At 65.8% G+C, this 25002-nt stretch carries 25 protein-coding genes and 1 other RNA gene; 19 read left to right on the forward strand and 7 right to left on the reverse strand.

The features are described from left to right. Positions 1 to 2: 2 nt before the first annotated feature. The 3 genes from OVY29_RS02210 (at position 3) to OVY29_RS02220 (ending at position 2351) form a co-directional block, all read left to right on the forward strand. Entirely contained in the window at positions 3 to 875 is an 873-nt protein-coding gene (locus OVY29_RS02210) for an alpha/beta hydrolase (RefSeq protein ID WP_313910758.1), read from the forward strand. A gap of 98 nt (positions 876 to 973) precedes the next feature. After that, entirely contained in the window at positions 974 to 1759 is a 786-nt protein-coding gene (locus tag OVY29_RS02215; RefSeq protein WP_313910759.1) for a polyphosphate kinase, read from the forward strand. 55 nt (positions 1760 to 1814) lie between these two features. Further along, complete coding sequence (locus OVY29_RS02220; protein ID WP_037554691.1) at positions 1815 to 2351, forward strand: J domain-containing protein; 537 nt, start codon at positions 1815 to 1817, stop codon at positions 2349 to 2351. Between the two features lie 156 nt (positions 2352 to 2507). Here the strand turns inward: OVY29_RS02220 and mtgA are convergent, their stop codons facing one another. Beyond that, a complete protein-coding gene (mtgA, locus tag OVY29_RS02225; protein WP_313910760.1) occupies positions 2508 to 3215 on the reverse strand; it encodes a monofunctional biosynthetic peptidoglycan transglycosylase in 708 nt (235 codons plus the stop codon). 91 nt (positions 3216 to 3306) lie between these two features. Here mtgA and OVY29_RS02230 point away from each other — a divergent pair, with 91 nt between their 5' ends. Next, entirely contained in the window at positions 3307 to 4107 is an 801-nt protein-coding gene (locus tag OVY29_RS02230; protein WP_052182136.1) for a transporter, read from the forward strand. A 4-nt stretch (positions 4108 to 4111) separates the two neighbouring features. On the opposite strand, the gene rpoH is transcribed toward OVY29_RS02230, so the two are convergent. Both rpoH and OVY29_RS02240 read right to left on the reverse strand, forming a co-directional pair. After that, complete coding sequence (gene rpoH, locus OVY29_RS02235) at positions 4112 to 5014, reverse strand: RNA polymerase sigma factor RpoH (RefSeq protein ID WP_037554693.1); 903 nt, start codon at positions 5012 to 5014, stop codon at positions 4112 to 4114. 77 nt (positions 5015 to 5091) lie between these two features. Continuing rightward, positions 5092 to 6048, reverse strand: a complete 957-nt coding sequence (locus tag OVY29_RS02240) for an RluA family pseudouridine synthase (protein WP_037554695.1) — start codon at positions 6046 to 6048, stop codon at positions 5092 to 5094. Between the two features lie 171 nt (positions 6049 to 6219). Between OVY29_RS02240 and OVY29_RS02245 the strand changes: the two genes are divergently transcribed. Beyond that, on the forward strand, positions 6220 to 6861 hold the full coding sequence (locus OVY29_RS02245) for a histidine phosphotransferase family protein (protein ID WP_037554697.1): 642 nt from the start codon (positions 6220 to 6222) through the stop codon (positions 6859 to 6861). Positions 6862 to 6882: 21 nt separating this feature from the next. On the opposite strand, the gene OVY29_RS02250 is transcribed toward OVY29_RS02245, so the two are convergent. Together OVY29_RS02250 and OVY29_RS02255 are read right to left on the reverse strand one after the other, a co-directional pair. Further along, positions 6883 to 7491 carry an OmpA family protein gene (locus OVY29_RS02250; protein WP_313910761.1) on the reverse strand — a complete coding sequence of 203 codons (609 nt, stop codon included), beginning with the start codon at positions 7489 to 7491 and terminating at the stop codon, positions 6883 to 6885. Continuing rightward, on the reverse strand, positions 7488 to 8045 hold the full coding sequence (locus OVY29_RS02255; RefSeq protein ID WP_313910762.1) for a hypothetical protein: 558 nt from the start codon (positions 8043 to 8045) through the stop codon (positions 7488 to 7490). Before OVY29_RS02255 ends, OVY29_RS02250 begins: the two co-directional genes overlap by 4 nt. Before the next feature lie 163 nt (positions 8046 to 8208). On the opposite strand from OVY29_RS02255, the gene OVY29_RS02260 reads away from it, so the two are divergent. From OVY29_RS02260 to OVY29_RS02295, 8 genes are all read left to right on the forward strand, one after another. After that, the gene (locus tag OVY29_RS02260; protein WP_313910763.1) at positions 8209 to 10644 is read left to right on the forward strand and encodes a chemotaxis protein CheW; all 2436 of its coding nucleotides are present in this window, start codon (positions 8209 to 8211) and stop codon (positions 10642 to 10644) included. Beyond that, positions 10641 to 11078 (forward strand): chemotaxis protein CheW, encoded by a 438-nt coding sequence (locus OVY29_RS02265; RefSeq protein WP_052182138.1) that lies wholly within the window; start codon positions 10641 to 10643, stop codon positions 11076 to 11078. Before OVY29_RS02260 ends, OVY29_RS02265 begins: the two co-directional genes overlap by 4 nt. A gap of 76 nt (positions 11079 to 11154) precedes the next feature. Further along, complete coding sequence (locus tag OVY29_RS02270) at positions 11155 to 11529, forward strand: response regulator (protein ID WP_037554703.1); 375 nt, start codon at positions 11155 to 11157, stop codon at positions 11527 to 11529. Positions 11530 to 11603: 74 nt separating this feature from the next. Further along, positions 11604 to 12647 carry a chemotaxis protein CheB gene (locus tag OVY29_RS02275; protein WP_313910764.1) on the forward strand — a complete coding sequence of 348 codons (1044 nt, stop codon included), beginning with the start codon at positions 11604 to 11606 and terminating at the stop codon, positions 12645 to 12647. Next, a complete protein-coding gene (locus OVY29_RS02280; protein WP_052182140.1) occupies positions 12644 to 13513 on the forward strand; it encodes a CheR family methyltransferase in 870 nt (289 codons plus the stop codon). The genes OVY29_RS02275 and OVY29_RS02280 overlap by 4 nt, the downstream gene beginning before the upstream one ends. A 67-nt stretch (positions 13514 to 13580) precedes the next feature. Beyond that, positions 13581 to 14270, forward strand: coding sequence for an N-acetylmuramoyl-L-alanine amidase (locus OVY29_RS02285; RefSeq protein ID WP_037554705.1), 690 nt, complete (start codon positions 13581 to 13583; stop codon positions 14268 to 14270). Between the two features lie 38 nt (positions 14271 to 14308). After that, positions 14309 to 14694, forward strand: an RNA gene (gene rnpB, locus OVY29_RS02290) — RNase P RNA component class A. A gap of 74 nt (positions 14695 to 14768) precedes the next feature. Further along, a complete protein-coding gene (locus OVY29_RS02295; protein ID WP_200880159.1) occupies positions 14769 to 14924 on the forward strand; it encodes a hypothetical protein in 156 nt (51 codons plus the stop codon). Between the two features lie 418 nt (positions 14925 to 15342). On the opposite strand, the gene greB is transcribed toward OVY29_RS02295, so the two are convergent. Then, positions 15343 to 15831 carry a transcription elongation factor GreB gene (gene greB, locus OVY29_RS02300; RefSeq protein ID WP_313910765.1) on the reverse strand — a complete coding sequence of 163 codons (489 nt, stop codon included), beginning with the start codon at positions 15829 to 15831 and terminating at the stop codon, positions 15343 to 15345. A 7-nt stretch (positions 15832 to 15838) separates the two neighbouring features. After that, positions 15839 to 17869 (reverse strand): lytic transglycosylase domain-containing protein, encoded by a 2031-nt coding sequence (locus tag OVY29_RS02305; protein WP_313910766.1) that lies wholly within the window; start codon positions 17867 to 17869, stop codon positions 15839 to 15841. Positions 17870 to 17969: 100 nt separating this feature from the next. Between OVY29_RS02305 and dapA the strand changes: the two genes are divergently transcribed. The 6 genes from dapA to OVY29_RS02335 all read left to right on the forward strand — a co-directional run bounded on the left by dapA (position 17970) and on the right by OVY29_RS02335 (position 24936). Further along, entirely contained in the window at positions 17970 to 18845 is an 876-nt protein-coding gene (gene dapA / locus OVY29_RS02310) for a 4-hydroxy-tetrahydrodipicolinate synthase (RefSeq protein ID WP_037554709.1), read from the forward strand. A gap of 9 nt (positions 18846 to 18854) precedes the next feature. Next, positions 18855 to 19340 (forward strand): SsrA-binding protein SmpB, encoded by a 486-nt coding sequence (smpB, locus tag OVY29_RS02315; protein ID WP_037554711.1) that lies wholly within the window; start codon positions 18855 to 18857, stop codon positions 19338 to 19340. Continuing rightward, positions 19337 to 19966, forward strand: coding sequence for a DUF2062 domain-containing protein (locus OVY29_RS02320; protein ID WP_152567587.1), 630 nt, complete (start codon positions 19337 to 19339; stop codon positions 19964 to 19966). Before smpB ends, OVY29_RS02320 begins: the two co-directional genes overlap by 4 nt. A gap of 98 nt (positions 19967 to 20064) precedes the next feature. Next, on the forward strand, positions 20065 to 22119 hold the full coding sequence (locus tag OVY29_RS02325) for a M13-type metalloendopeptidase (RefSeq protein WP_313910767.1): 2055 nt from the start codon (positions 20065 to 20067) through the stop codon (positions 22117 to 22119). An 89-nt stretch (positions 22120 to 22208) separates the two neighbouring features. After that, positions 22209 to 24593 carry a response regulator gene (locus tag OVY29_RS02330; RefSeq protein ID WP_313912034.1) on the forward strand — a complete coding sequence of 795 codons (2385 nt, stop codon included), beginning with the start codon at positions 22209 to 22211 and terminating at the stop codon, positions 24591 to 24593. Then, on the forward strand, positions 24583 to 24936 hold the full coding sequence (locus OVY29_RS02335; RefSeq protein WP_313910768.1) for a response regulator: 354 nt from the start codon (positions 24583 to 24585) through the stop codon (positions 24934 to 24936). The genes OVY29_RS02330 and OVY29_RS02335 overlap by 11 nt, the downstream gene beginning before the upstream one ends. The last annotated feature ends 66 nt before the right edge of the window (positions 24937 to 25002 follow it).

Genomic DNA, 25002 nt, shown 5'->3' on the forward strand with positions numbered 1-25002 from the left:
GGATGAGCGAACCCCGGGAGCACCGGCTGGAAACACCGGACGGCGAGATTTGCTGGTTCGAGTGGGGCGACCGTTCGGACCGGCCCTCGCTGCTCCTCCTCCACGCCACGGGCTTTCACGCGCGCCTGTGGGATCAGGTGGTTGCGGCCTTGCCTTCGGGCACGCACGTCATCGCGCCCGACCATCGCGGTCATGGACGTAGCTATCGCCCCGCGACCCTCGCCAGCTGGTCGGCGACCGCGGATGCGCTGCTGCCCTTGCTCGACGGCCTCGGCGGCCATCCGCTCGTCGGCTGCGGCCACAGCATGGGCGCCTATGTGCTGACCCGCCTCGCGTCGCAGCGGCCCGCCGCCTTCGCCCACCTCGTCCTGATCGACCCGGTGATCATGCACCCCGCCTTTTACGAGGGCGAGAGTGCCAAGCCGATTCCCGATCCCGCCGGCCATCCCGTCGCGCGGCGCCGCAACGTTTGGGCCGCCGCCGAACAGATGCGTGCACGCTTCGCCGACCGCCCGCCCTATGCGAGCTGGGACCCGCACGTGCTCGCCGATTATTGCACCCATGGTCTGCTTCCCGCAGCCAATGGGGAAGGGTTCGAGCTGGCCTGCCCACCGGCTCTGGAGGCATCGGTCTATCAGAACGCGCTGCGCACCAGTCCGCACGAATGGTTGCACTATCTGTCGGTGCCCTCGACGTTAATCCGCGCCCCAACCGGCGAACGCGGCGGTGAACTCGACTTTTCATTGAGCCCGACCTGGACCGGCCTCGGTTCGGCGATCGGCGCCGAGCGTGACGAGCTATGGGCCGAGCATAGCCATTTTATTCCGATGGAGAATCCGGCGCGCGTCGCCGCACTGCTCGCCAATTTTCTCTGATAAGGACGCGCGCAGTTAAATCGGTCCGTGCTGTGCCAGAAAATGACATGGCGCATCGCCTGCTTGGTGCGAAGGGCGACGCGCGCTAGGGTGGGCGGATGAGCATTGCCCTTTCCGATTATGAAACCGCCGCCAAATATGACGGCGACTATTCCGACGATCTCGGGGAGCTCGAGGATCGGCTCGAACGGCTCCAGGCCGCGCATATCATCCATGGCCAGCGCAGCATTATCATGTTCGAAGGCTGGGATGCGGCGGGGAAGGGCGGGATCATCCAGCGGCTGACCGCGTCGCTTGACCCGCGCTTTTTCGAGGTCTGGCCGATCGGCGCACCGACCGACGAGGAAAAGGCGCGCCATTTCCTCTGGCGCTTCTGGAAACGCCTGCCCGGCAATCGCGAAATTTCGATCTTTGACCGCAGCTGGTACGGCCGCGTCCTCGTCGAGCGTGTCGAAGGCTTCGCGAGCGAGGCCGAATGGCGCAAGGGCTATGACGAGATCAACGAGTTCGAAGCGCAACTGACCGGCAGCGCGACCAATCTCGTCAAGCTGTTCGTCCATATCACGCAGGAGGAGCAGGACGAGCGTTTCGCCGCGCGCCTCGACGACCCGTGGAAGCGCTGGAAGACCGGAACCGAAGATTATCGCAACCGGTCGAAACGCAAGGACTATCTCGCCGCGATCGAAGAAATGTTTGCGCAGACAAGCACGCGCTGGGCGCCGTGGAAGGTGATCGACGGCAACAACAAGAAGGCCGCGCGTATCGCGGCGCTGACCCACATTGTCGAAACGCTCGAGGCGGCGGTGCCGATGACGCCGCCCGACCGCGATCCGGCGGTCGTCAAACTCGCGGCGAAAGCGTTTGGGTACAAGCCCAAAGACTAGGTTTTTCGGCCCGCTCGGCTAGCAATTCCGGCCCTCCGCCGCTACATGGGATGGAATGAGCCGCGCCAAGAGATCCGACGACTGGGGTTTTCCCCGCTGGCGCGCCTATGGCTCGTCGCGCGAGACGCAGAAGGTGCGCCTGTGCGACCGGCATGGCTGCACCAACCCCGGCAATTGCCCCGCGCCCAAATCGCCGAACAGCCCCGAACGCTGGTATTTCTGCGAAGCGCACGCTGCCGAATATAATCGCGGCTGGGACTATTTCGCCGGCCTTTCGGCCGAGGACGCCGCGGCGCGCGCCGCCGAGGAGGCGCAGGGTGCACGCAGCTATGCCCGTGCGCAGCATTATGCGTGGGGCGGATCGGGCGACGGCAGCCGCAGCGCCGACGAAATGCGCGCGCTCGAAATCCTCGACCTCGAGCCCGATGCCGATTTCGAGGCAACGAAAAAGGCGTGGCGCAATCTTGCCAAGGAATGCCACCCCGACGTCAAGCCCGGCGACGCCGAGGCCGCAAAGCGCTTCGCGGCGGGGCAGGCGGCGTTCGAAGTGCTCAAACAGGCCGAAGAGCGCAAGAGCTGGAAGCCGGCCTAGCGGCGATCCGGTTGAGGCGTGGCTGTTGGCGGCCGGTTGCTGACCCACCCATAATCGTCACCCCGGACTTGATCCGGGGTCCATGACTCCGGCGCCGCGGTGGATCCCGATCAAGTCCGGGATGACGAATGACTGGAAACCACCCCGGCGAAACCGCTATTTATAAACGCACGCATCCAGCCCGTCGCGCCGCACCACGCCGATACGCGCGGTGATCGTGTTGCCGTAACGCCGCGTGAAGCCCGACGGGCTGATCGCCTCGCGCTTCTTGGGCAGCGGCAGGATCGCCGCGATCCGCGCCGCCTCGCGCGGAGTCAGCCTGGCCGCGCCATGCTTGAAATAGCGCTGCGCGCCCGCCTCGACGCCATAGGTGCCGATGCCCGTCTCGGCGACGTTGAGGTAAACCTCCATGATCCGCCTTTTGCCCCAGATCGTCTCGATCAGGAAGGTGAACCACACTTCGGGTACCTTGCGGACATAGCGCGTCCACCCGCTGCCCTGCCACAGGAAGACATTCTTCGCGGTCTGCTGGCTGACCGTCGATCCGCCGCGCAGCTTCTTGCCCTTGGCGTTGCGCTCGATCGCCTCTTCGATCGCGTCGCGGTCGAAGCCCTTATGGCTGCAGAATTTGCCGTCCTCGGCCGCGATCACCGCGCGCACCATGTTGCGGTCGATGTTCGACAGGCTTTCCCAATCCTTGGTGATGCCGTTGCTGTCGAGCAGCATTGTCAGCGTCACAGGCGGCGGCACGACGACGTAGACGAGCACCCACACGACCGAGATGACGACGAACCAGAGCAGCCATTTGAACGGACGGAGATACCAGGGGAGCTTGCGCTTCTTCGCGCGGGAGGAGGTTGCCATGGCGGCAAATTAACCGCTTGCCGTTTCGAGGCAAGCGGGCTTGATAGGTCGATCGGGTTTCGGAAAGAAAAGCGACGAAAGAGAGGCTCCGATGCCACTTCGATCCGTCCTGCTCGTCGCTGCGCTCACTTTCACCGTGCCGGCGCTCGGGCAAGATGGGCGCCGCGATCTTTGCCCCGACCGGCCGGGGCTGGGGACGCCCGCCTGCACACTCGATTCGGGCGCAACGATGCTTGAGACCGGGATCGCCGACTGGACGCTCGACCGCGATGCCGACAGCCGCACCGACAGCTTCGCCTTCGGCGGCGCGCTGCTCCGCACGGGACTTACGCCGTCGCTCGAAGCCCAGATAGGCTGGACGATGCTCGGCCATGTGCGCGAGCGCGACCGGCCGACCGGCGATGTTGCGCGATGGACGCGAACCGGCGACGTCACGCTCGCGCTGCGCCAGAATCTCATCAATCCCGACAGCTCGGGCTTCTCGGCCGCGCTGATGCCTTACGCCACGCTGGCGGTGGGCGGGGAGGGAGTCGGGGCGGGCGACTGGGGCGCGGGGCTGATCGTGCCGGTCAGTTTCGAACTCGGCGCGATTTCGCTCGGGCTCTCGCCGCATGTCGATGCGGCGGTCGATGCCGATGGCGACGGGCGCCACCTCGCCTATGGATCGGTCGCCGGCCTGGGGTTCGCCCTGTCGGACGAGGTGTCGGCGACGGCCGAACTGTCGCTGACCCGCGACCGCGATCCCGGCGGGCATGCGACCGAGGCTCTGGCCGGTCTGTCGCTGGGATGGGAGTCCGGCGCCGACAGCCAATGGGACATGGGCGTCAATGCCGGGCTCAATCGTAACAGCGCCGACATTCAGCTCTACGCGGGCTACGCCCGGCGTTTCTGAGCAGTCAGGCCCCGACGAGGCGCCGGTCGCCCGCGAGCTTGAGCATCGCCTTTTGGAGCTTTTCGAACGCACGCACCTCGATCTGGCGGACGCGCTCGCGGCTGACGTCATAGACTTGGCTCAAATCCTCGAGCGTCTTGGGGTCGTCGGTCAGGCGGCGCTCGGTCAGAATGTGGCGCTCGCGTTCGTTGAGCGTCTCGAGCGCCTCGTTGAGCAGCGCATGCCGCACGTCGCGTTCCTGCGCTTCGGCGACGCGTTCGTCCTGCAGCGGGCCTTCGTCGCCGAGCAGATCCTGCCACTGGCTGTCGCCATCCTCGCCCATGGGCACGTTGAGCGAGGTGTCGCCGCCCATCGCCATGCGGCGGTTCATGCTGACGACCTCGTCCTCGGTCACGCCAAGGTCGGTCGCGATCTTGGCGACATGCTCGGGCGACAGGTCGCCGTCCTCGAAGGCTTCGAGATTGTTCTTCATCCGGCGGAGGTTGAAGAACAGCTTCTTCTGCGCCGCGGTGGTGCCCATCTTGACGAGGCTCCACGAGCGGAGGATGAATTCCTGGATCGAGGCGCGGATCCACCACATCGCATAGGTCGCGAGGCGGAAGCCGCGTTCGGGGTCGAACTTCTTCACGCCCTGCATCAATCCGATATTGCCTTCGCTGATCAACTCGCTGACCGGCAGGCCATAGCCGCGATAACCCATCGCGATCTTCGCGACGAGGCGGAGGTGCGAGGTGACGAGTTGCGCCGCCGCCTCGCTGTCTTCATGCTCCTGAAAACGCTTGGCGAGCATATATTCCTGCTCGGGCGTCAGAAGCGGAAATTTGCGGATTTCGGCCAGATAGCGGTTCAGGCTCGCCTCACCGCCGAGCGCGGGCACCACTGCCGGAACGTTGCTTTTGTTAGCCATAGCGTCTTCCCTAAAATTCCAGAGGAGAGATATGCCGCGGTTGACATCCACGGTCAAAATAGATTTTCATTCGAAACCTAAACGCGCAATTCATCGATCAGTTCCCGCATGTCCGCTGGGAGTTCGCTGTCGAGCGCGATCCTGTTACCGGTCACCGGATGAATAAAGCCCAAATGGGCCGCGTGCAATGCCTGCCGCGCGAAATGCCGCGCTTTCAGCACCTCCGACAGCGGCTTTTTGGCCCGGCCATAGACCGGATCGCCGACGAGCGGATGGCCGATATGCGCCATATGGACGCGCACCTGGTGGGTGCGCCCTGTTTCGAGCCGGCATTCGACGAGCGTCGCGTTCTTCAGCGGCTCGACCGTCCGGTAATGGGTGACCGCACGCTTGCCGCGTCCTTCGGCGACCACCGCCATTTTCTTGCGGTGGGTAGCAGACCGGCCGAGCGCGGCATCGACGGTGCCGTTCGCGGGCATCGGGCGCCCGGTCGCGATCGCGAGGTAGCGGCGGTCGATGCTGTGCGCGGCGAATTGCTTCGCGAGCCCTTCGTGCGCCTTGTCGTGCTTGGCGGCGACGATCAGCCCGCTCGTGTCCTTGTCGATCCGGTGGACGATCCCCGGGCGCGCGACACCGCCGATTCCCGACAATTGCCCCGCGCAATGATGGAGCAGCGCATTGACCATCGTGCCGTCGAGATTGCCCGCGGCGGGATGGACGACCATCCCGGCGGGCTTGTCGATGACGATCAGATGCTCGTCCTCGAACGCGATGACAAGGTCCATGTCCTGCGCGACGTTATGCGCGGGCTTCGCGGCGGGCAGGCGAACCTCGATCGTCGCGGGCGCAGCGGCTTTGGCCGACGGGTCCCACAAGATCGTGCCGCTCGCATCGGCAACGCGGCCGCCCTTGATCAGCGTCTTCAACCGCTCGCGCGAAAGGGATGGGAGCGCTTCGGCGAGCGCCCGGTCGAGCCGCAACCCGGCCGCGCGATCCTGAAGCGTCACGGTAAGTATCTCGTCGTCCCCCAACATCGCTGGGGATATGGGTCCGGGGCACCGATTTTCAAGGGGCGGAGGCGCGCGCCCGATGACGGTGAGTGAGGTGAATGGACCAGGAACCAGCTTGCCCTCGCGCCTATCCCTGCCCTAGGAGCGATCCACGCCGGAAATATCCGGCCACTGCGCTGGGGAGCCTGTTCATCCATGTCCGACGATCGCGTCGATTTCGCCTCGATGCTGGCTTCGCGCCTGTGTCACGACCTCTTGAGCCCGGTCGGCGCCTTCGCCAACGGCCTCGAACTGCTCGCCGACGAAAAAGACCCCGACATGCGGGCGCGCTGCATCGAATTGCTCGAGCAGAGCGCGCGCACCTCGGCGAACAAGCTCAAATTCTTTCGCCTTGCCTTCGGTTCGGCGGGCGGCTTCGGCGAACTCGTGCCGGCCGATGAAGCCAAATCGGCAATCCAGGGCATCATTGGCGACCGCGCGATCGAGCTTAACTGGATGATCGGCAGCGATCCGCTGCCCAAGCCGGCGGTCAAGATCATCCTCAACCTCGCGCTGCTGCTCGTCGATGCGCTGGTGCGCGGCGGCCGGCTCGATATCGGCTGCGAAAAGCAGGCGGAAGGCATCGAAATCGCGCTGCACGTAGAGGCCGAGCGGATTTTCCTCGATGCCGATGTCGAACGCATCCTCGCCGAAGGCGAAGGCGCAACCGCCATGACCTCGCGCACCGCGCCCGCGGTACTGGTGCAGGCGGTCGCGCGGCAGAGCGACGGCACTGTGATGCTGGCGCGCGAGACGCCGACCTCGCTGCTCGTCGGCGCGGTACTTAGAGGGCGCTGACGGCCTTCTCCCGCGACGGCGTCACCCGGCGGGGGCTGACGATCGGCTGCCTGTTGTCGGCACAACCAGCTCGACCCGCCGGTTCTTTGCGCGCCCGGCGGAATCATCGCCGCCCGCGGCATTTTCGTTGGGCGCGATCGGCGCGGTTTCGCCCCGGCCCGACACCAGAAACTCGCGCTGGCGAACGCCGACCTGCTCGCGAAGCCAATCCGCGACGCTGTTCGCGCGCGATTCGGAAAGCCTCTGGTTGTAGGCTTCATCGCCCTTGCTGTCAGTATGTCCGATCACCCGGATCGCCCCGGACGGGCTGCGGCGGATCATCTCGGTCGCCTTGCGCAGTTCCACCTCGGCAGCAGGGGTCAGCACGGCCTTGTCATATTCGAACAACGCGTCGGCGGGCAGGTCGATGATCGTGCCCATCTGGGTAACCCGCGTCCGAAGACCGCTCACCGCGCCCGTTAGCGGGCTGACTTTTGCGCTCAGGCTCGGGCCAGCCGGCGGTGGGGCCGGGTCGGCGGCAGCCGGCGTCGCGGTCGGGCTTTCGTCCTCGTTGGCGGCATCGGCCGGGGCGTTCGCCGAACAGCCGCCGATCGAAGCGGCGGCGGCGATGGACAGAAGCGCCCGCTTCATCGCTGGACAGGTATGCCGTCGAAGGGCGCGACCCCGGGAAGATTGATCGAAACCGTGGGGCTGGTGGCCGGCGGCGCCGGAAATTTGGCCCACATCACGCCGGGCTTGGAGGTGCAATCGACCATCATATTGTCGTTATCAGGGCTGCTGCTGCGGCTGAGGTTCGACACCATCGCATTGCCTTCATTGTCCTTCAGCACGCCAATGCGCTGCGACGTGGCATCGTCGATCACGCTGACCTGGGCGACGCGGATCGTTTCGCGATTATATCGCTCGGGGCTCGAGCAACGCAGGGTGACCGTCAGGATATCGCCCGTGACCTTGACCGAAAGCAGGTCGACCTGCGAACCGTCGGGGCCGGGCTGCGACTGGATGACCGTCGCCGCGGGCATCGGCGTGACCGGCGGGGTTTCCGTTTCGGCTTTGGCCTCCTCGCGCACGACACCGCCGGTGGAGGTGTTCGTCGTGCCGTCTTGCGCCTGCTCTTCCTTCGTCGTGCACGCAGTCAGCACCAGCGCCGCCGCACCTGTCAGCGCAAATATCTTCAATCGCATGAAATTCCTCCCGGTCAGCTCGTGCCCGAATACGCGCAACCGCGGGCAGGGTTCCCCCGCATTGCCCGCCGATCGCGCCGAGCGGTCGCGAAACAATGGTTTGCCCCCTCGCTTTCCCGCCGCCGGGCAGGCCAAGTAAAGCCAACCTTAACCATTGTCGGCCATGGTGAAGCCTCAGTTTTTGGGGCGCACCGGTACGGCGATGGACGATCTGCTGAACGACTTTTTGGCCGAAACGGCGGAAATCCTCGCCGAAGCGGGCGGGGCGATCGTCGCGTGGGAGGCGGATCCCACCGACCGCGCGCAACTCGACGCCATTTTTCGCTTCGTGCACACGATCAAAGGCAGCTCGGGTTTCCTCGCCTTGCCGCGGGTCACGGCGCTGTCGCACGCTGCCGAAGATGCGCTCGATCAGGTGCGCCGCGGCAACCGCGCCGCGAACGCCGCGCTCGTCACGGGCGTGCTCGGTATCCTCGACCGGTTGAACGAACTATGCGCTGCGCTCGGGCAGGATGGAACCGAACCGGCGGGCGACGACCGCGACGTCATCGGCGCGCTCGCCGAACGCGGGGCGGACGAAGATGCCCCGCACGAAATCGCGGGCGTTCCGCTGCGCCGGGAGGACGATCTTGGCGCCGATTTGCAAGGCTGGCGATCGATCCGCGTCCCGCTGCCGCTGCTCGACAGCGTGATGACGGGCGTCACCGACATCGTGCTCGCGCGCAACGAATTCGCCCGGATGCTGCGCGAATCGGGGGCGGACCTGTCGCTGATCGCCTCGTTCGACCGTCTGTCCGATTCGATCGCGGGAATGCGGCAGTCGGTCAGCCAAATGCGGATGCAGCGGATCGACAAGCTGTTCGCGCCGCTGCCGCGCATCGTCCGCGATCTGGCGCAGGAGTTGGGCAAGAAAATCGCTTTCCAGACGAGCGGCGGCGAAGTCGAACTCGACCGCGAAATGATGGAGAATATCCGCGATCCGTTGATCCATATCGTCCGCAACGCGATCGATCACGGCGTCGAGCCGCTCGAGGATCGCGTCGCGGCGGGCAAGGAGATTACGGCGACCATTTCGGTGTCGGCGCGCCAGTCGGGCAATCAGATCGAAATCGAAATCCGCGACGACGGCCGCGGGCTCTCTCCCGATGCGCTCGTCGCAAAGGCGATCGCGGCGCGCCTTGTGACCGCGACCGAAGCGCGCGCGCTGGGGCCGAAGGAAAAGCTCGAGCTGATCTTCCGGCCGGGATTCTCGACCGCTGCGAAGGTCACCGCCATCTCCGGCCGCGGCGTCGGGATGGATATCGTCAAGGCGAATGTCGAAAAGATCGGCGGCATTGTCGAACTGCGCAACGACGAGGGCCGCGGACTGACGATCCTGCTTCGTGTGCCGATGACGCTGACGATCATCTCGGGCCTGATGGTGCGTGCAGCGGGGCAATATTTCGCGATTCCACGCGGTGCGGTGCGTGAAATCCTGCTCGAAAGCGGCGATACGGTGCGTATCGACCGGGTCGGCGGCGGCGAATTGGCGACGGTGCGCGAAGAGCAATATCCGCTGCTCCGCCTCGAAACCATACTCGGCCGCGAGCGCCACGATGGCGACGACGTCGACGATCGTGCGCTGGTCATCGTCCGGCCGGGGCAGGGGCAAAGCTATGCGCTGAGCGTCGCCGCGATCCACGATCATGAGGAACTGGTGATCAAGCCCGCCGCGCCGATGATCATGGCGACCGGGCTTTATGCCGGAACCACGCTCCCCGACAACGGCCGCCCGGTGCTGCTGCTCGACGTTCAGGGTCTGCTCGCCGCCGCCGCCATCGATGCGAGCGAGGCGGGCCGCAGCCGCGACCGGACCGCCGAAGCCGAAGCCGAGGCGGTGGCTGCGCGCAATGCCGCGCAGCTTTTGCTCTTCCGCGACACGAACGCCCGCATTCGCGGCATTCGTCTGTCGGTGATCGAGCGGGTCGAGGAAGTGCCGGTGTCGGCCTTGTTCGAAAGCGCGGGGCGGATACAGGCCCAGATCGGCGACGAAATCTTCCCGGTGCATGCTGCGGCGCTGCCTGGGGGTCAAGGAACGCTGAAACTCCTTCGCCTCTACGACGGTCAGGCGGTGCTCTGTTACCCGATTGCGGAGGTGATCGACATCGTCCGCCTGCCCGACGCGGTGCAGCCGTCGGCGGCGCCGGGGCTGGTCGCCGGTGTTGTGCTCGTCGGCGGCGAGCCGGTCGAGCTCATCGATCCCTTCTGGCTGATGGAGCAATATGCCGCGGGCGCGGCGACTGCTCTGACTCCGCGCCAGCCACTGTGCCGGCTTGCCGACGATCGCGACGGCTGGGGCGACAATTTCCTCGCCCCGATCCTGCGCAGCGCCGGTTACCGGGTGATCGCGGACGGCGACCCGTCCGATGAGGCGCCTGACGTGCTGCTCTGCCTCATCGGCGACGACGCGCTCTGCTTGCAGCTCGCCGGGGGTGTGCCGGTGATCCGGCTGCGCACGTCGATCGCGGCGGCGGGACCGGAGGACGAAACCGTCTATCGCTACGACCGCCAGGCGCTGCTCGATGCGATGCGCCGCAGCGTCGGGGGAGCGGGCAAATGATGGAAAAACTCTATCTCGTCGCGCGCATCGCCGACACGCGCGTCGCGCTGCGCAGCCGCGCGATCCATTCGGTTGTCACCGTCGGCACTCCGGTCGAGGTGCCCGGTGCGCCGCCGCATGTCGCGGGGCTTTTCGCGTTGCGCAGCCGTGTCTTCACCCTCGTCGATCCGCATGTCGTCATCGGCCTTTCCGCGGTGCCCGTGGCGCCGGGACAGCGGGTGATCGTCGTCGAGGTCGCCGAGCATGGCTATGCGTTGCTCGCCGACGAAATCGAGGATGTCTGTTTTATCGAGGCGCCCGAGACGCGCATCACCGGCAAGCTGCTTCCCGGGTGGGCGCGCGTCGCCGACGCGGTGATCGAATATCAGGGCGCTTCGCTGCTCGTCGTCGACCCGTCCAACTTTATCTCGCTGCCTACCTTAATTGCCGCATGAATCTGGCCGTTTATTAACGGGCTGCACACGCCTTGGCGGTAAACATCCCAAATTCCCGGGGGTCGGAGTTAATTGAATGTCGAAATCTTGTCTGGTGGTCGATGACAGCAAAGTCATTCGCAAGGTCGCGCGCCATATCCTTGAAAGCATGTCCTTTGCCGTCGATGAAGCGGCCGACGGGCAGGAGGCGCTGACCTTTTGCCGCGCCAATCGGCCCGACGTGATCCTGCTCGACTGGAATATGCCGGTGATGAGCGGCATGGAGTTCCTCGGCGCGTTCAACGATCTCGACTATGGGCATCACGAGCGGCCGCGCGTCGTTTTCTGCACCACCGAAAACAGCATCGACCACATCCGCGCCGCGATCGAGGCGGGCGCCGACGAATATGTGATGAAGCCGTTCGACCGCGAAACGCTGGAAGGAAAATTGCAGCTCGTCGGCATCGCCTGAATCCGGAAACCCTGCGCGTGGCTCAACCGCAACCCCTGATACCGGACCCGGAGCCAACCGCACGCACCGTGCGCGTGATGCTCGTCGACGACAGCCTCGTCGTTCGCAGCATCCTCGAACGGATCGTCGATCAGCGCGCGGGGCTCAAAATCTGTGCTTCGGTCGCCTCGGCGCAGGACGCGCTCGACTATCTCTCGCGCGAGCCCGTCGATGTCGTCGTGCTCGACGTCGAAATGCCGGGCATGAACGGCATCGACGCGCTGCCGCACATATTGGAACGCGCCGAAAAGGCCCGCGTGCTCATCCTCTCCTCGAACTGCGTCGAGGGCGGCCCCGCCGCGATCGAGGCGCTCGCGCTCGGTGCTAGCGACACGCTTGCCAAGCCCGGGCGCGGCAGCTTTTCGGGGCGCTTCGCCGATGTGCTGACCGAGCGGATCATGACGCTCGGCCACCGGCAGGACCATCCGGCGCCGGTGCCGGCCGCCGAACGCCGCGCGTCGCAGCCGGCCGCGCTCGCGATCGACACCGACCAGCCGATCGAGTGCATCGCGGTCGCGGCGTCGACCGGCGGCATTCCCGCCTTCACCAATTTCCTCGCGCACCTCGATCCGCGGATCAGCGCACCGATCCTGCTGACCCAGCATCTGCCCGACGCCTTCATGGAGTTTTACGCGAAGCAGATCGGGATGATGACGGCGCGCCGGGTGCGCGTCGCCGAAGCGGGCATGGCGATCGAACCAAACTCTATCTATCTCGCGCCCGGCAACGCGCATCTGATCGTCGTCGAGGGCGCCCGGCGCCGCGAAATCGCGCTCGATCATCACCCCGTCGACAATGGTTGTTGTCCGTCCGCCGACCCGATGCTCGCTTCGGTCGCCGGCGTCTATGGCAAGGGCGGCATCGCCGTGATCCTCAGCGGCATGGGCCGTGACGGCGCGATCGGCGCGGCGCGATTGAAGGATGCGGGCGGAACGATCTTCGCGCAGGCGCGCGAAAGCTGCGTGATCTGGGGCATGCCGGGCGCGGTGGCGAAGTCGGGCATCGCCGCGGCGACGCTCAATCCTGACGCGATCGCGCTGATGCTCGGCAGCTTCCTGCCCGGAAGGCGCAAGTCATGATGGGGGGCAGCGCCAGCGAATCGGCCTATCGCGTCCTGATGGGCGTGCTCGAATCGCGCACCGGGCAGACGCTTTCGCCCAGCCGCATCTGGCGGATCGAAATGTCGCTCAAACCGGTGATGCAGCGTCACGGCATCGCCGATCTCGACGCGCTGGTCGCCGCGCTCGTCACCTCGACCAGCCGGGCACTGCTCGACGATACGGTCGACGCCATGCTCAACAACGAGACCTATTTCTATCGCGAATACAGCGTTTTTGACGAGATAGCTGCGACAGCACTCGAGCAAATTCGCGAGATCAACAAGCTGCGCCGCCGGCTGACGATCTGGCATTGCGGCGTATCGACGGGACAGGAAGCCTATTCGATGGCGATGCTGATCGCCGAACAGGGCGCGAAATGGGCGGGGTGGCAGGTCGATATCGTCGGCACCGACGTCAGCCATCATGCGATCGGCCGCGCGCGCGTCGGCCTCTACACTCAGTTCGAGATTCAGCGCGGGCTGCCCGTCCAGCGAATGGTGCGCTGGTTCGATCAGACCGAGGGCGGCTGGCTCGCCAAGGCGGATATCAGGCGCCGGATTGACTTTTCGGTGCAGAATATGCTCACCGACCGGCCGCCGCTGGCGAGCCCGGCGGACCTCATTTTCTGCCGCAACCTGCTGCTCTATTTTTCGGCACCGATGCGCCAGAAAGCCTTTGCGCGGCTGCGCGCGATGGCGGCGCCGCAAAGCTTCCTCGTTCTCGGCGCCGGCGAAACGGTGCTTGGGCAGACCGACCAGTTCGTCGCGAGCCCGCGCCTGCGCGGCCTTTACGAACCCGCCGACCAGCAGGTCCGCCGGCCAGATTCGCGCTCGATCGCCGCCTGACCTTGCTTTTTGCGCCCCGCTGGCGCAATCGACGGATTGGCAAGAACAGGATGGACCCGCAAAGCGCATGAGCGATTTTATCGAACGCTGGTCTCCCAACTTCGACGAGCGTTCGCTGCCCATTTCGATGATCATTCTCCACTATACCGGTATGAAGACCGGTGCCGAAGCCATTGATTGGCTTGCCAATCCAGAGGCGAAGGTGTCGGCGCACTATGTCGTCAGCGAGGACGGCCAGATCACCCATATGGTGCCGGAGGACAAGCGCGCCTGGCACGCGGGCAAATCGCACTGGCGCGGCGTCAGCGACATCAATTCGGCGAGCGTCGGGATCGAGATCGTCAACCCGGGGCATGAATGGGGCTATGTGCCCTTTCCCGACCCGCAGATCGCCTCGGTCGTCCGTCTCGTCCACATGGTCAAGGACCGCCACGCGATCACCCGCGGCAATGTCGTCGGCCATTCGGATATCGCCCCGACGCGCAAACAGGATCCGGGCGAGCTTTTCCCCTGGGAGGAACTTGCGCGCCGCCGCCTCGCGCTGCCGCGCCCCACAAAGAAGCTCACCGATCCCTTGTGGACCGACGCGGGCTTCCTGCTCGCGCTCGAACGCTTCGGTTATGACGTGACCGACGGCTTCGCGGCGACGGTGGCGTTCCAGCGGCGTTTCCGCCCCGAACTGATCGACGGCACGATCGACGGCGAATGCCGCGCGATCCTGCTCGCGCTGTTGCTGCCGCAGCCCGAGGGCAATTGACTCGTCAAACTCGGCAGGAAGGCTTATAATCGTCCGCGCCAGAGGGTCGGGCGATCGCCGCCGCGCAAGCGGGGGAGGAAAGTCCGGGCTCCACGGAAACCACGGTGCCGGATAACGTCCGGCGGGCCGGTCCGAAGGGCCGGTTCAGGGAAAGTGCCACAGAGAGCAGACCGCCAAAGGCCTCGGCCCGGCGAAAGGTGAAAGGGTGCGGTAAGAGCGCACCGCGCGGACGGTAACGGACGCGGCACGGCAAACCCCACCGGGAGCAAGGTCGAATAGGGATGGCACGGATTTATCCAGGGTCGGTTCCGGCCCCGCCGTCCGGGTTGACTGCTTGAGCGTTCGGGCAACCGTCCGCCTAGAGGAATGATCGCCTATCCCCGCAAGGGGGGGACAGAACCCGGCTTACAGACCCTCTGGCAACTCTCTCCAGGCCCCGCGTGCGGGAACGCCCGCACACGGGCCGCGTTCTGAAGAAACCAGAAAGGGAGACGAACCATGAAAGTCGTCGATGACCATGTCGAAGTGACCGAGACCGAGGCAAGCAGCGGGGTAAAGGGACATAATGTCCGCTATGTACTGGCCATTTCGTTGATCGCGGTGATCATCATACTGTCGGCGGTGTGGATCATTCCGGCGCTGCTGCAGCCGTGATCTTTCCTCCATTATAGTCGGCCCGGCATCGGATTATTGGCCGTTAGCGCTTCATCCACTTTGTCGATGGTGACGCGCGCAACGCTGCATGGAATGTCAGTTTTGGGGTGGTGAGCTGTCGTCCAGATCCTCCCCTTTGCGCAGCAATGGGGAGGTGGCAGCCCGCAGGGCTGACGGAGGGGTCGACGCCGTCAGGCGTCGGTGCAAGGCCAGACCCCTCCACCACCGCTTCGCGGAGTGTAGGGTTGGATTGCCCCCGGCAATCCAAGTCCAGTCCGGGGGACTGGACGACCCAACACTCCCCCTCCCCAGCGCTTCGCGATGGGGAGGATCTGTACGTCCGCTTCCGGTCGAAAGCCGTCGTTCCCCCATTGATTCGTTTGGGTAAGTTTGGCGAACGTGAGGATAGGGGCGAAAATCAAGCGGTGGGATAGCCGACCCCCATCACTTCCCATTCCTTCGGCCCGGCGGGGAGCTGCACGGTGCGCAGATCGCCCACCGCAGCGCCGCGTAACGCGCGGGCGAGGGGGCTGTTCCAGCCGATCCGGCCTTCGCCGGCCTCGGCCTCGTCATCGCCCACCAATGTGACCACGCGCCGCGCATCGTCGTCATCGGCAAGCTCGACCGTCGCGCCGAACCAGATGCGACTCTTGTCGGGTTGCTCGGCCGGGTCGACGACGCGCGCCGCCTTCATGCGCCGGGCAAGAAAGCCCAGGCGCCGGTCGATCTCGCGCAGCCGCTTGCGGCCATAGATATAGTCGCCATTCTCGCTGCGGTCGCCGTTGCCTGCGGCCCAGCTGATCACCTCGACCAGCTTGGGCCGCTCCTGTCCAAGCAGCGCGTCATATTCGGCGCGCAGCGCGGCATAGCCCGCAGGGCTGATGATGTTCATCTTGTCCCCCGCCATGCGGTTCTTACCCCGGCGTGCGCTTGCCGAGGTAGAAGCTCAGCGGGGCCTTCGCCCGCGCGGTGCCGCCGTCGCGCAGCGTGTCATAGACCACGGCATTTTCGAGCACGCGCTGGACATAATTTTTCGTCTCGAAGATCGGGATCGCCTCGATCCAGTCGATAATGTCGACCGCGCCGGTGCGCGGATCGCCGTTGGCGCGCAGCCATTTGTTCACATTGCCGGGGCCGGCATTATAGGCCGCGACCGCGAGCGGATAGCTGCCGCCATAATAGCGCAGCATCTGCTGGAAATAGGTCGACCCCAGGGTCATGTTGTAGTTGGTGTCGGTGGTCAGCGATCCCGCGTCGTAACTCATCCCCAGCTTGCCCGCGACTTCGCGTGCGGTGCCCGGCATCAGCTGCATCATGCCGCGCGCGCCGGCATGGCTGATCGCGGCGCGGTCGAACTGGCTTTCCTGCCGCGTGATCGCGTGGATGAAGGTCCAGTTGCTTTCGTGGCCCGACGGCACGCGCACCGTCGGGAAGCCCGACACCTCGACCGCGTCGAGGCTGTTCGCCTGCGCGCTGCGTCCGATCATCACGCCCAGGTCGGGGCGCCCGATTTGCTTGGCAAGCTGCCCGGCGAGCACATGGTCGGCGGGGGAGCTGGCCTGTTGCGCGAGCGCGCGCAGGAACGCCGATTGTTCGCGCCATGCGCCGATCTCGCCGAGCGCGCGTGCGGCGCGCACCAGCCGGTCGTCCTCGAACGCGCGGCGCTCGCCGCTGCTGACCTCGATCGTCGGGTCGGGCGTCGGCTTGGGCTGCGGGCGGTTCAGCCGCTCGAGCGCCAGCTGGCCGTAGAACTGGTCGTAATGCTGCGCCGCGTCGGTGAAATGCGCGTTTGCGCTGGTGCGGTCGCCCGCTGCCAGTGCCGCGCGGCCCGCCCAGTAAAAGCCCTTGGTGCGCGTCTGCGCCGAGCGTGCGGCTTCGCCATAGGCGCGAAAATGCCGCACCGCTTCGGCCGGGCGGCGCAGGTCGTTCAGCGCGAGCTGCCCGGCGAGCCAGGCGAGCGATGTGTAATCGTCGCGCACGCCGAGCGGGGTTTCGCGGACGACGGTGCCGGGCGGCAGCGCGTCGTCGAGCTGGCGCGCGATATTATAGGCGGTCAGCTTGTCGCCGCCCGAATCGGCAAGCCGTGCGTTGGTGAGCAAGGTTTCCAGCCATTCTTCGGCATCGGTCGGCGGTTTTGCCAGCGACCGCGGCGCGGCGAGCAGCGCGCGCGCTTCGCCGGCGCGCCCCGACGCACGCAGCCAGGTCGCTTTCGCGGTGATATAGCCGGGGTCGGTGCGCGTCAGCGACGGGTTCGCGCTTTCGACCGCCGCCGCCTGAAAAGCCGCGTCGACCGCGCCGCTGCGCATCGCGAGCCGTGCCGCGAAGATGCTGCGCTTGGCGGGCGAGGTGTAAGCGAGCTGGCGGCTCGCCGCCGCGGTCGCGTTGAGCCACAGCAGCTTGTCCATGCGCGCGTCATGGTCGGCGGGGGTGATCGCGCCGGGGAACATGCTGAGCGCGCGGCTCGTTTCATAATCGTCGAGCGGCCCGCTCGTCCACGCGCGGCGGACCGCGGCGTTGGCGTCCTCGCGCCGGCCTGCGGCGTTGAGCGCGAGGGCGTAGCGAAGCTGCCCGCTCGCGGTCTGCGGCGGATAGGACTGGAAATAGGCAAGGGTGCGCGCGGGGTCGTAGCTGTCGAGCGAGATCGCTTTCTCTGCTCGCGTGCGCAGCTTTTCTGCGTCGGGCCAGCCGCGGTTTGCCATCAGAAAGCGCGAAAGCTGGTCGAACGACGCGCCGGTGTTCGCGGTCAGGCGGCGCCACTCCATCACCGCATCGCCGACCGAATTGGGCGATGGCGGCGGTCCCGATACCGATGCGAGCCCCATCTGGGCGCGATACCAGGCCATTTGCTCGGGGGTGAGTTCGCTCGCATGGGCGACGGTGGGGATCAGGAGGGCCGCAGCGAGGGCCAAGCGGGAAATGCGGGGCAGCGTGGTCATGACGGCCATGTTAGTGCCAAACTCCTTGCGGGGCGCTGAATAGACGTTCAATAGCGGCGCGCTGGCCGGATTCTACCGGTCGCAACGGGTCGTTGTAAAGGAGCGGAGCATGTTTTCGGGTTCGATTCCCGCCTTGGTGACGCCATTCCGCGATGGGGCGTTCGACGCGCCCGCCTTTGCGCGCCTCGTGGATTGGCAGATCAAAGAGGGCACCAGCGCGCTGGTCCCGTGCGGAACGACCGGCGAGAGCCCGACGCTCGGCTTCGACGAACATTATCAGGTCATCGACACCTGTATCCAGGCTGCGGCGGGACGCGTACCCGTGATCGCCGGTTGCGGGTCGAACGACACCGCGACCGCGATCCGCCACATGCGCCACGCGCAAGCCGCCGGCGCGACCGCCGCGCTCGTCGTCGCACCCTATTACAACCGGCCGAGCCAGGAGGGAATGATCGCGCATTTCCGGGCGCTCGCCGACGCGAGCGACCTGCCGATCGTCGTCTACAACGTCCCCGGCCGCACCGTCGCCGACATCAGCGCCGAGACGATGTGCAAGCTCGCCGAAATCCCGAGCGTCGTCGCGATCAAGGATGCAAGCGGCGACCTCGCGCGCGTCACCGTGCATCGTGCGGGAGCGGGCAAGGATTTCTGCCAGCTCTCGGGCAACGACGACCTCTGGCTTCCGCACGCGGTGATGGGCGGCGTGGGCTGCATCTCGGTTACCGCCAACGTCGCCCCGCGCCTCTGCGCCGATTTCGCCGCGGCCTGCGCCGCTGGGGACTGGACACGCGCGCTGACGCTCCACGACCGGTTGTTCGATCTGCACAAGGCGATGTTCTCCGACACCTCGCCCGGACCGGTCAAATATGCGCTGTCGCGTCTCCACGACTGGTTTTCGCCCGAAGTACGCCTACCTATCATCCCGGCGAACGATGCGTCGCGCGCCGCCGTCGACGCCGCATTGTCCGCGGCAGGAGTGATTTAAGCTTTCGTCATGGCCCGTCCGCAGTCCGCCGCCGAATTCGACAAGAAGAAAGTCGTCGCCGAAAACCGGCGCGCGCGCTTCGACTATGCGATCGAACAGGTGTTCGAGGCCGGCATCGCGCTGCAGGGCACCGAGGTGAAGTCGCTCCGCTTCGGCGAGGGCACGATTGCCGAGAGCTATGCCGAGGTAACCGGCGGCGAGGTGTGGCTGATTAACGCCAATATCCCCGAATTCAGCCACGGCAACCGCTTCAATCACGAGCCGAAGCGCCCGCGCAAGCTGTTGCTCAATTGGCGCGAGATAAACAAGCTGCACGCGGGCGTGATGCGCCAGGGCATGACGCTCGTGCCGCTCTCCGTCTATTTCAACAGCCGCGGCCGCGCCAAGGTCGAGCTCGCGCTCGCCAAGGGCAAGAAGGCGCACGACAAGCGCGAGTCGATCAAGGAACGCGACTGGAAGCGCGACAAGCAGCGGCTGATGAAGGACCGCGGATGAGCGGCGGTAAGCAGCGCGACCAAAAGGGGCGGGACAAGGCGGCGGTGATGAACTGGATCCGCCGCAACTCGCCGACGCGCGAGGAGCTGCTCGAAAGCCGCTTCATCAAGCCCTTCGCGCACCGGGTCGCGCACAGCCATTTGTGGCGCTTCACGCGCACGTCGGTGCCGCGCGGCACCGCGCTCGGGCTGTTCGTCGGCATCTTTTTCCTGATCCCCGGCGTGCAGATATTGGGTGTCGCGCTGCTCGCACTGCCCGTTCGCGCGAACATTCCGATCGGTGCGGCGATGACCTTCCTCTCGAACCCGGTGACGACGCCGTTCATCATCCTCGCCTCGGTGTGGCTCGGCGACTGGCTGTTCGGGCTTCACGCCAACAGCGCGACCTTTTCGGCGATGATCGAGCATGGCGCGTCGGCGGGCGAGTGGGTGCGCTGGGTGTTTTCGGACGCCGCGCCTGCAATGCTTGCGGGGCTGTTCGTGATCTCGGTCGTCTCGGCGGCGGTAGGCTATGTGCTCGCGACCCTGTTCTGGGACAATTGGATCCGCCTCCGCTGGCGGCGCAAGCTGGCGCGCGCACGCGACCAACGACTTGAGGCATCGACGAGCGACACGGCCGCCGGTTGAACCGCCCCGAAAACGGGGCCTATAGCTGTTGCATCGCTGATCCGCGGCGTTTTTCGACGGCGCGGATCGTCGCTTCAAATCGATGATCGGGGAATATCATGATTCGCTTGAAACTCTCTTCGCCGCTGCTGGCGACCGCCGCGCTTGGCGCGCTGACGCTTGCCGCCGTCCCGGCCACCGCACGGGAGCAGGCCGCGCCCGCCGCCCAAACCGATGCCAAGCCTGAAATCGGCGACTTCGGCTTCGATCTTTCGGGCATGGACAAGAGCGTCCAGCCGGGTGACGATTTCTATGCCTATGCCAACGGCACCTGGGCGAAGAACACCCAGATCCCGGCCGACAAGTCGAATTACGGCATGTTCACCGCGCTCGCCGACCTGTCGCAGAAGCGCACGCAGGAAATCCTCGAAGCGGCGAAGGCCGACCCGAACAGCATGATCGGGCGCGCCTATGCCTCCTATCTCGACGCGCCGGCGGTCGAGGCAAAGGGCCTCGCGCCCATCGAGCCCTGGCTGAACAAAATCCGTGCCGTCGACAAGGCCGGCCTCGCCGGGCTGCTCGCCGAAGCCGACCGCAGCGGCGTCCAGCATTTCTTCGGCGGCTATGTCGGGCAGGATGACAAGAATCCCGAGGTTTACATCTATACGATGTTCCAGGGCGGCATCGGCATGCCCGACCGCGATTTCTACCTGAAGGAAAATGAGCGGAACGCCAAGCTGCAGGCCGCATACCTGAAGCATCTCGAAAATATCCTGACGCTCGCGGGCGAAAAGGACGCAGCGGCGCGCGCCAAGGCGGTCTATGACTTCGAAAAGCAGGTCGCGACCGTCCACTGGGACAAGAATGACAGCAGCGACGCGACCAAAGTCTATAACAAGATGACGATCGCCGAGCTGGCGCAGGCCGCGCCCGGTTTTGACTGGGCGACCTTCATTCGCGGCATCGGCGTCAATGAGGATTCGATCCTCGTGTCGCAGCCGAGCGCCTTCGCCGGCGAGGCGAAGCTGCTAGCGGGCGCGCCGATCGGCGTGATCCGCGACATGCTGATCGTGCGCAGCCTCGACGGCTTCTCGGGCGTGCTGCCCGACGCCGTCGCGCAGGAGGCTTTCTCCTTTTACGGCACCGCGCTGTCCGGCACGCCGCAGATGCAGGAGCGCTGGAAGCGCGCGGTCGACTTCACGACGGGCAATATGGGCGAGGCCGTCGGCAAGGATTATGTCGCCAAATATTTCCCGCCCGAAACCAAGGCGGCGATGGACGTGCTCGTCAAGAATGTGCTCGCCGCGCTCGACACACGCATCACCAATCTGACGTGGATGCAGCCCGAAACAAAGGTGAAGGCGAAGAAGAAGCTCGCCAATTTCACGACCAAGATCGGCTATCCCGATCGCTGGAAAGATTATAGCAAGCTCGAAATCAAGACCGGCGACCTGTTCGGTAACGCGCTCCGCTCGAACCAGTTCGCGCACGACGACAATATCAGCCGCCTCGGCGGCCCGATCCGCCGCTGGGAGTGGGGGATGACCCCGATGACGGTCAACGCCTATGCCAATTTCGGGATGAACGAGATTGTCTTCCCCGCCGCGATCCTGCAGCCGCCCTTCTTCGATCCGCACGCCGACGATGCGATCAACTATGGCGGCATCGGCGCGGTGATCGGCCATGAAATCAGCCATCATTTCGACGATCAGGGCGCGAAATATGACGAGACCGGCAAGCTCGCAGACTGGTGGACCCCCGCCGACGTCGCGGCGTTCGAGGCGGCGGGCAAGGCGCTCGTCGCGCAATATGACGCCTATGAAGTCCTGCCGGGCGAAAAGCTCGACGGCACCTTCACGCTGGGTGAGAATATCGGCGACCTCGCGGGCCTGACGATCGCTTACGACGCCTATAAAAAGTCGCTGGGCGGCAAGGAAGCGCCGGTGATCGACGGGCTGACCGGCGACCAGCGCTTCTTCCTCGGCTGGGCGCAGGTCTGGCGCCGCAATTATCGCGAACAGAATCTGTCGCAGCGCATCACGACCGATCCGCATTCGCCCTCGATCCAGCGGACTTGGGTCTCGCGCAATCTTGACCCTTGGTATAAGGCCTATCAGATCAAGCAAGGCCAGAAGCTCTATCTGGCGCCCAAGGACCGCGTCCGCATCTGGTGATGCGCCATTAGGAAAGACAGCCGTTGACCGTACAAAGCCTGCCCTCCGCTGATGGTGATGTCATCAGGGGGGCGGGCCCCGCCGGGCTCCTGTCAACGCCGGCCAGCCTGTCGCCGGTCGACAAGGCGATACTCGGCGGACTGGCTGCGCTGTCCGCCGCATTGCTGTTCTGGGCGACGCGCGACATGGTGTTGGCGGCGGGCTTCCTTGCCGGGCTTGCCGTTGCTGTGGGTGGCGTGCTGCTCGCGCGCCGCCTGTTCCCCGCGGCGGTGTCGGGGGAGGCGGGCGCGCCCGACTGGACGATGCTGCGCCAGGCGGTCAGTCACGACGATGTCGCGATCGCAGTGACCGACCGCGCGGGGCGGATGGTCTGCGCGAACGACCTGTTCGGAACATGGTTCAATGGCTTCGTGACGCCGCCGGGCCTGCCGCTCGAAGGGCGCGGCGCCGAAGAGCTGAAAAATGCCGGCCGCGTCGCGTGGCGCGACGGCGAGGGATATGCCGAAGATATCGCGATCGGCCCGCTGCAATTGCGTGCGCAGGTGACGCGCACAGGACAGTCGGAGGATTATCTCGTCTGGCGCTTCTCGGCGCTCGAACGGCTCGATCTCGTCGCTGAAATCGGCCGGCATCTCGACGGTCCCGCGGGGCGCACGCTTGGTCATTCGGGGGTGATGGCGGCGCTCGTCAGCTCCGAAGGGCGGCTGCGCGTCGCCAATCAGGCTTTCCTCCTCCGCGCGCTGGGTGAGGATGACGCGGTTCATTATGCCGGCCGCGACGTCGCGCCGATGATCCGCCTCGACGATGCCGGCGCGCTCTATTTCGCGCGCGAAGGCGACCGCGCGACCCCGGTGCGCCTGATCCAGATCCCGCTCGCCCCCGCCGACAGCAACACGCCGATGCTGCTCGCGCTGCTCGACGAGGAAATGGGCCCGACCGACCGCGGCACCGCACAGACCTATGTCGAAACCCTGCTGTCGCTGCTGCCCTTCGGGCTCGCGATGGTCGATCGCGACGGGCGCTTCCTTTACATGAACCGCGCCTTCGTCCGCGCGGCGAGCCTGCCCGAGGGTAAAATGCCGCGCTACCCCGGCGACATCGTCGTGGGTGAGGACAAGGGGCCGCTCGCCGACATGATCCGCCGCCACAGCAGCGGGCAGCAGGTCGGCGGCGACCTGTCGATCCGCCTCGCGGGACAGAGCGGCGATCCGGTGTCGATGCGCGTCGTCGGCGTGCGCGGGCTGGGCGAGGCCGCGGTGCTCCTGAGCCTGAAGGATTCGAGCGAGGAATCGCGCCTCAAGCGTCAGGTCGCGCAGGCGTCGAAGATGCAGGCGGTCGGCCAGCTCGCGGGCGGCGTCGCGCATGATTTCAACAATATCCTGACCGCGGTGCTCGGCGCGTGCGACCTGATGCTGATGCGCCACACGCCGGGCGACAGCGATTATGATGATATTCAACAGATCCGCAGCAACGCCAATCGTGCCGCCAGCCTGACGCGGCAATTGCTCGCCTTCTCGCGCCAGCAAACATTGCGGCCGCAAATCCTGCAGCTCCCCGACGTGATCTCCGAAGTGTCGCATCTTTTGAAGCGGCTGATCGGCGAGACCGTCCAGCTCTCGGTACATCATGGCCGCGGGCTCGGCGCGGTGCGCGCCGATCCGGGCCAGCTCGAACAGGTGATCATCAACCTCGCGGTCAATGCGCGCGACGCGATGCCGGGCGGCGGAACGCTGACGATCGAAACCTATCCGGTCTCGGCGGCCGACGTGCGCCAGATGGGCAATGAATTCATGCCGCCCGCCGATTATTGCGCGCTCAAGGTCAGCGACACCGGCACGGGCATTCCCGCCGATGTGCTGCCCAAGATTTTCGAACCCTTCTTCACGACCAAGGATGTCGGCAAGGGGACCGGGCTCGGGCTTTCGACCGTCTATGGCATCATCAAGCAGTCGGCGGGCTTCATCTTCGCCGACAGCAAGCCGGGGCAGGGGACGAGTTTTTCGATCTATCTGCCCGTCCATCGCGCCGGGGGCGATACGTCTTCGGTCGTGCCACCGCCGGCCAAGCCGAAGAAGAGCCAGTGGGGCACCGGGACCATTCTGCTCGTCGAGGATGAGGATATGGTGCGCGCGGTCGCGGAACGTGCGCTGACCCGTGCGGGTTATAAGGTCGTCACCGCTTCGCAGGGCGAAGAGGGACTCGAACGCTTTGCGCAGATGGAGAAGGTCGATTTGATCATCAGCGACGTCGTGATGCCGACGATGGACGGCCCGGCGATGGTGCGCGCGATGCGCGCCAGGCGCCCCGACCTGCCCGTCCTTTTCATGTCGGGCTACGCCGAGGAACAACTGCGCCAGTCGATCGACATCGACGACGTCGCCTTCCTGCCCAAGCCCTTTTCGGTCGCGCAGCTCGCCGAGGCGACGTCGGCGGCGCTCGACGACGCCGCGCATCGGGTGCCGAATGGCCAGTAACCATCGCATCCTGCTCGTCGAGGACGATGTGCTGATCGGCATGATGCTCGCCGACATGTTCGACGCGCTCGACCTGCCCGAACCCGCGCAGGCGACGAGCAACGAGGAAGCGCTCGCGCTGATCGCCGCCGAACCGCTCGGCGGCGCGCTCGTCGACATCAACCTCGGCGACGAAAAGGGCTGGCCGGTCGCCGACGCGCTTGCCGCCAAAAATATTCCCTTCGCCTTCACCTCGGGCGGCGGCGACGTCATTCCGCCCGCGCACGCGCACCGCACGCTGATCACCAAGCCGTTCCGGATCAGCGATATCGAGGCGGCCCTTGAGGAATTCGGCGCTTCATAATCCGTCGCCCCCGCAAAGGCGGGGGCCGCTGGAGGCTTGTCCGGCGGTGAAGTGCGAGTCCGGCGA

It is taken from the genome of Sphingopyxis sp. SE2 (assembly GCF_032227185.1).
GTDB lineage: Bacteria > Pseudomonadota > Alphaproteobacteria > Sphingomonadales > Sphingomonadaceae > Sphingopyxis.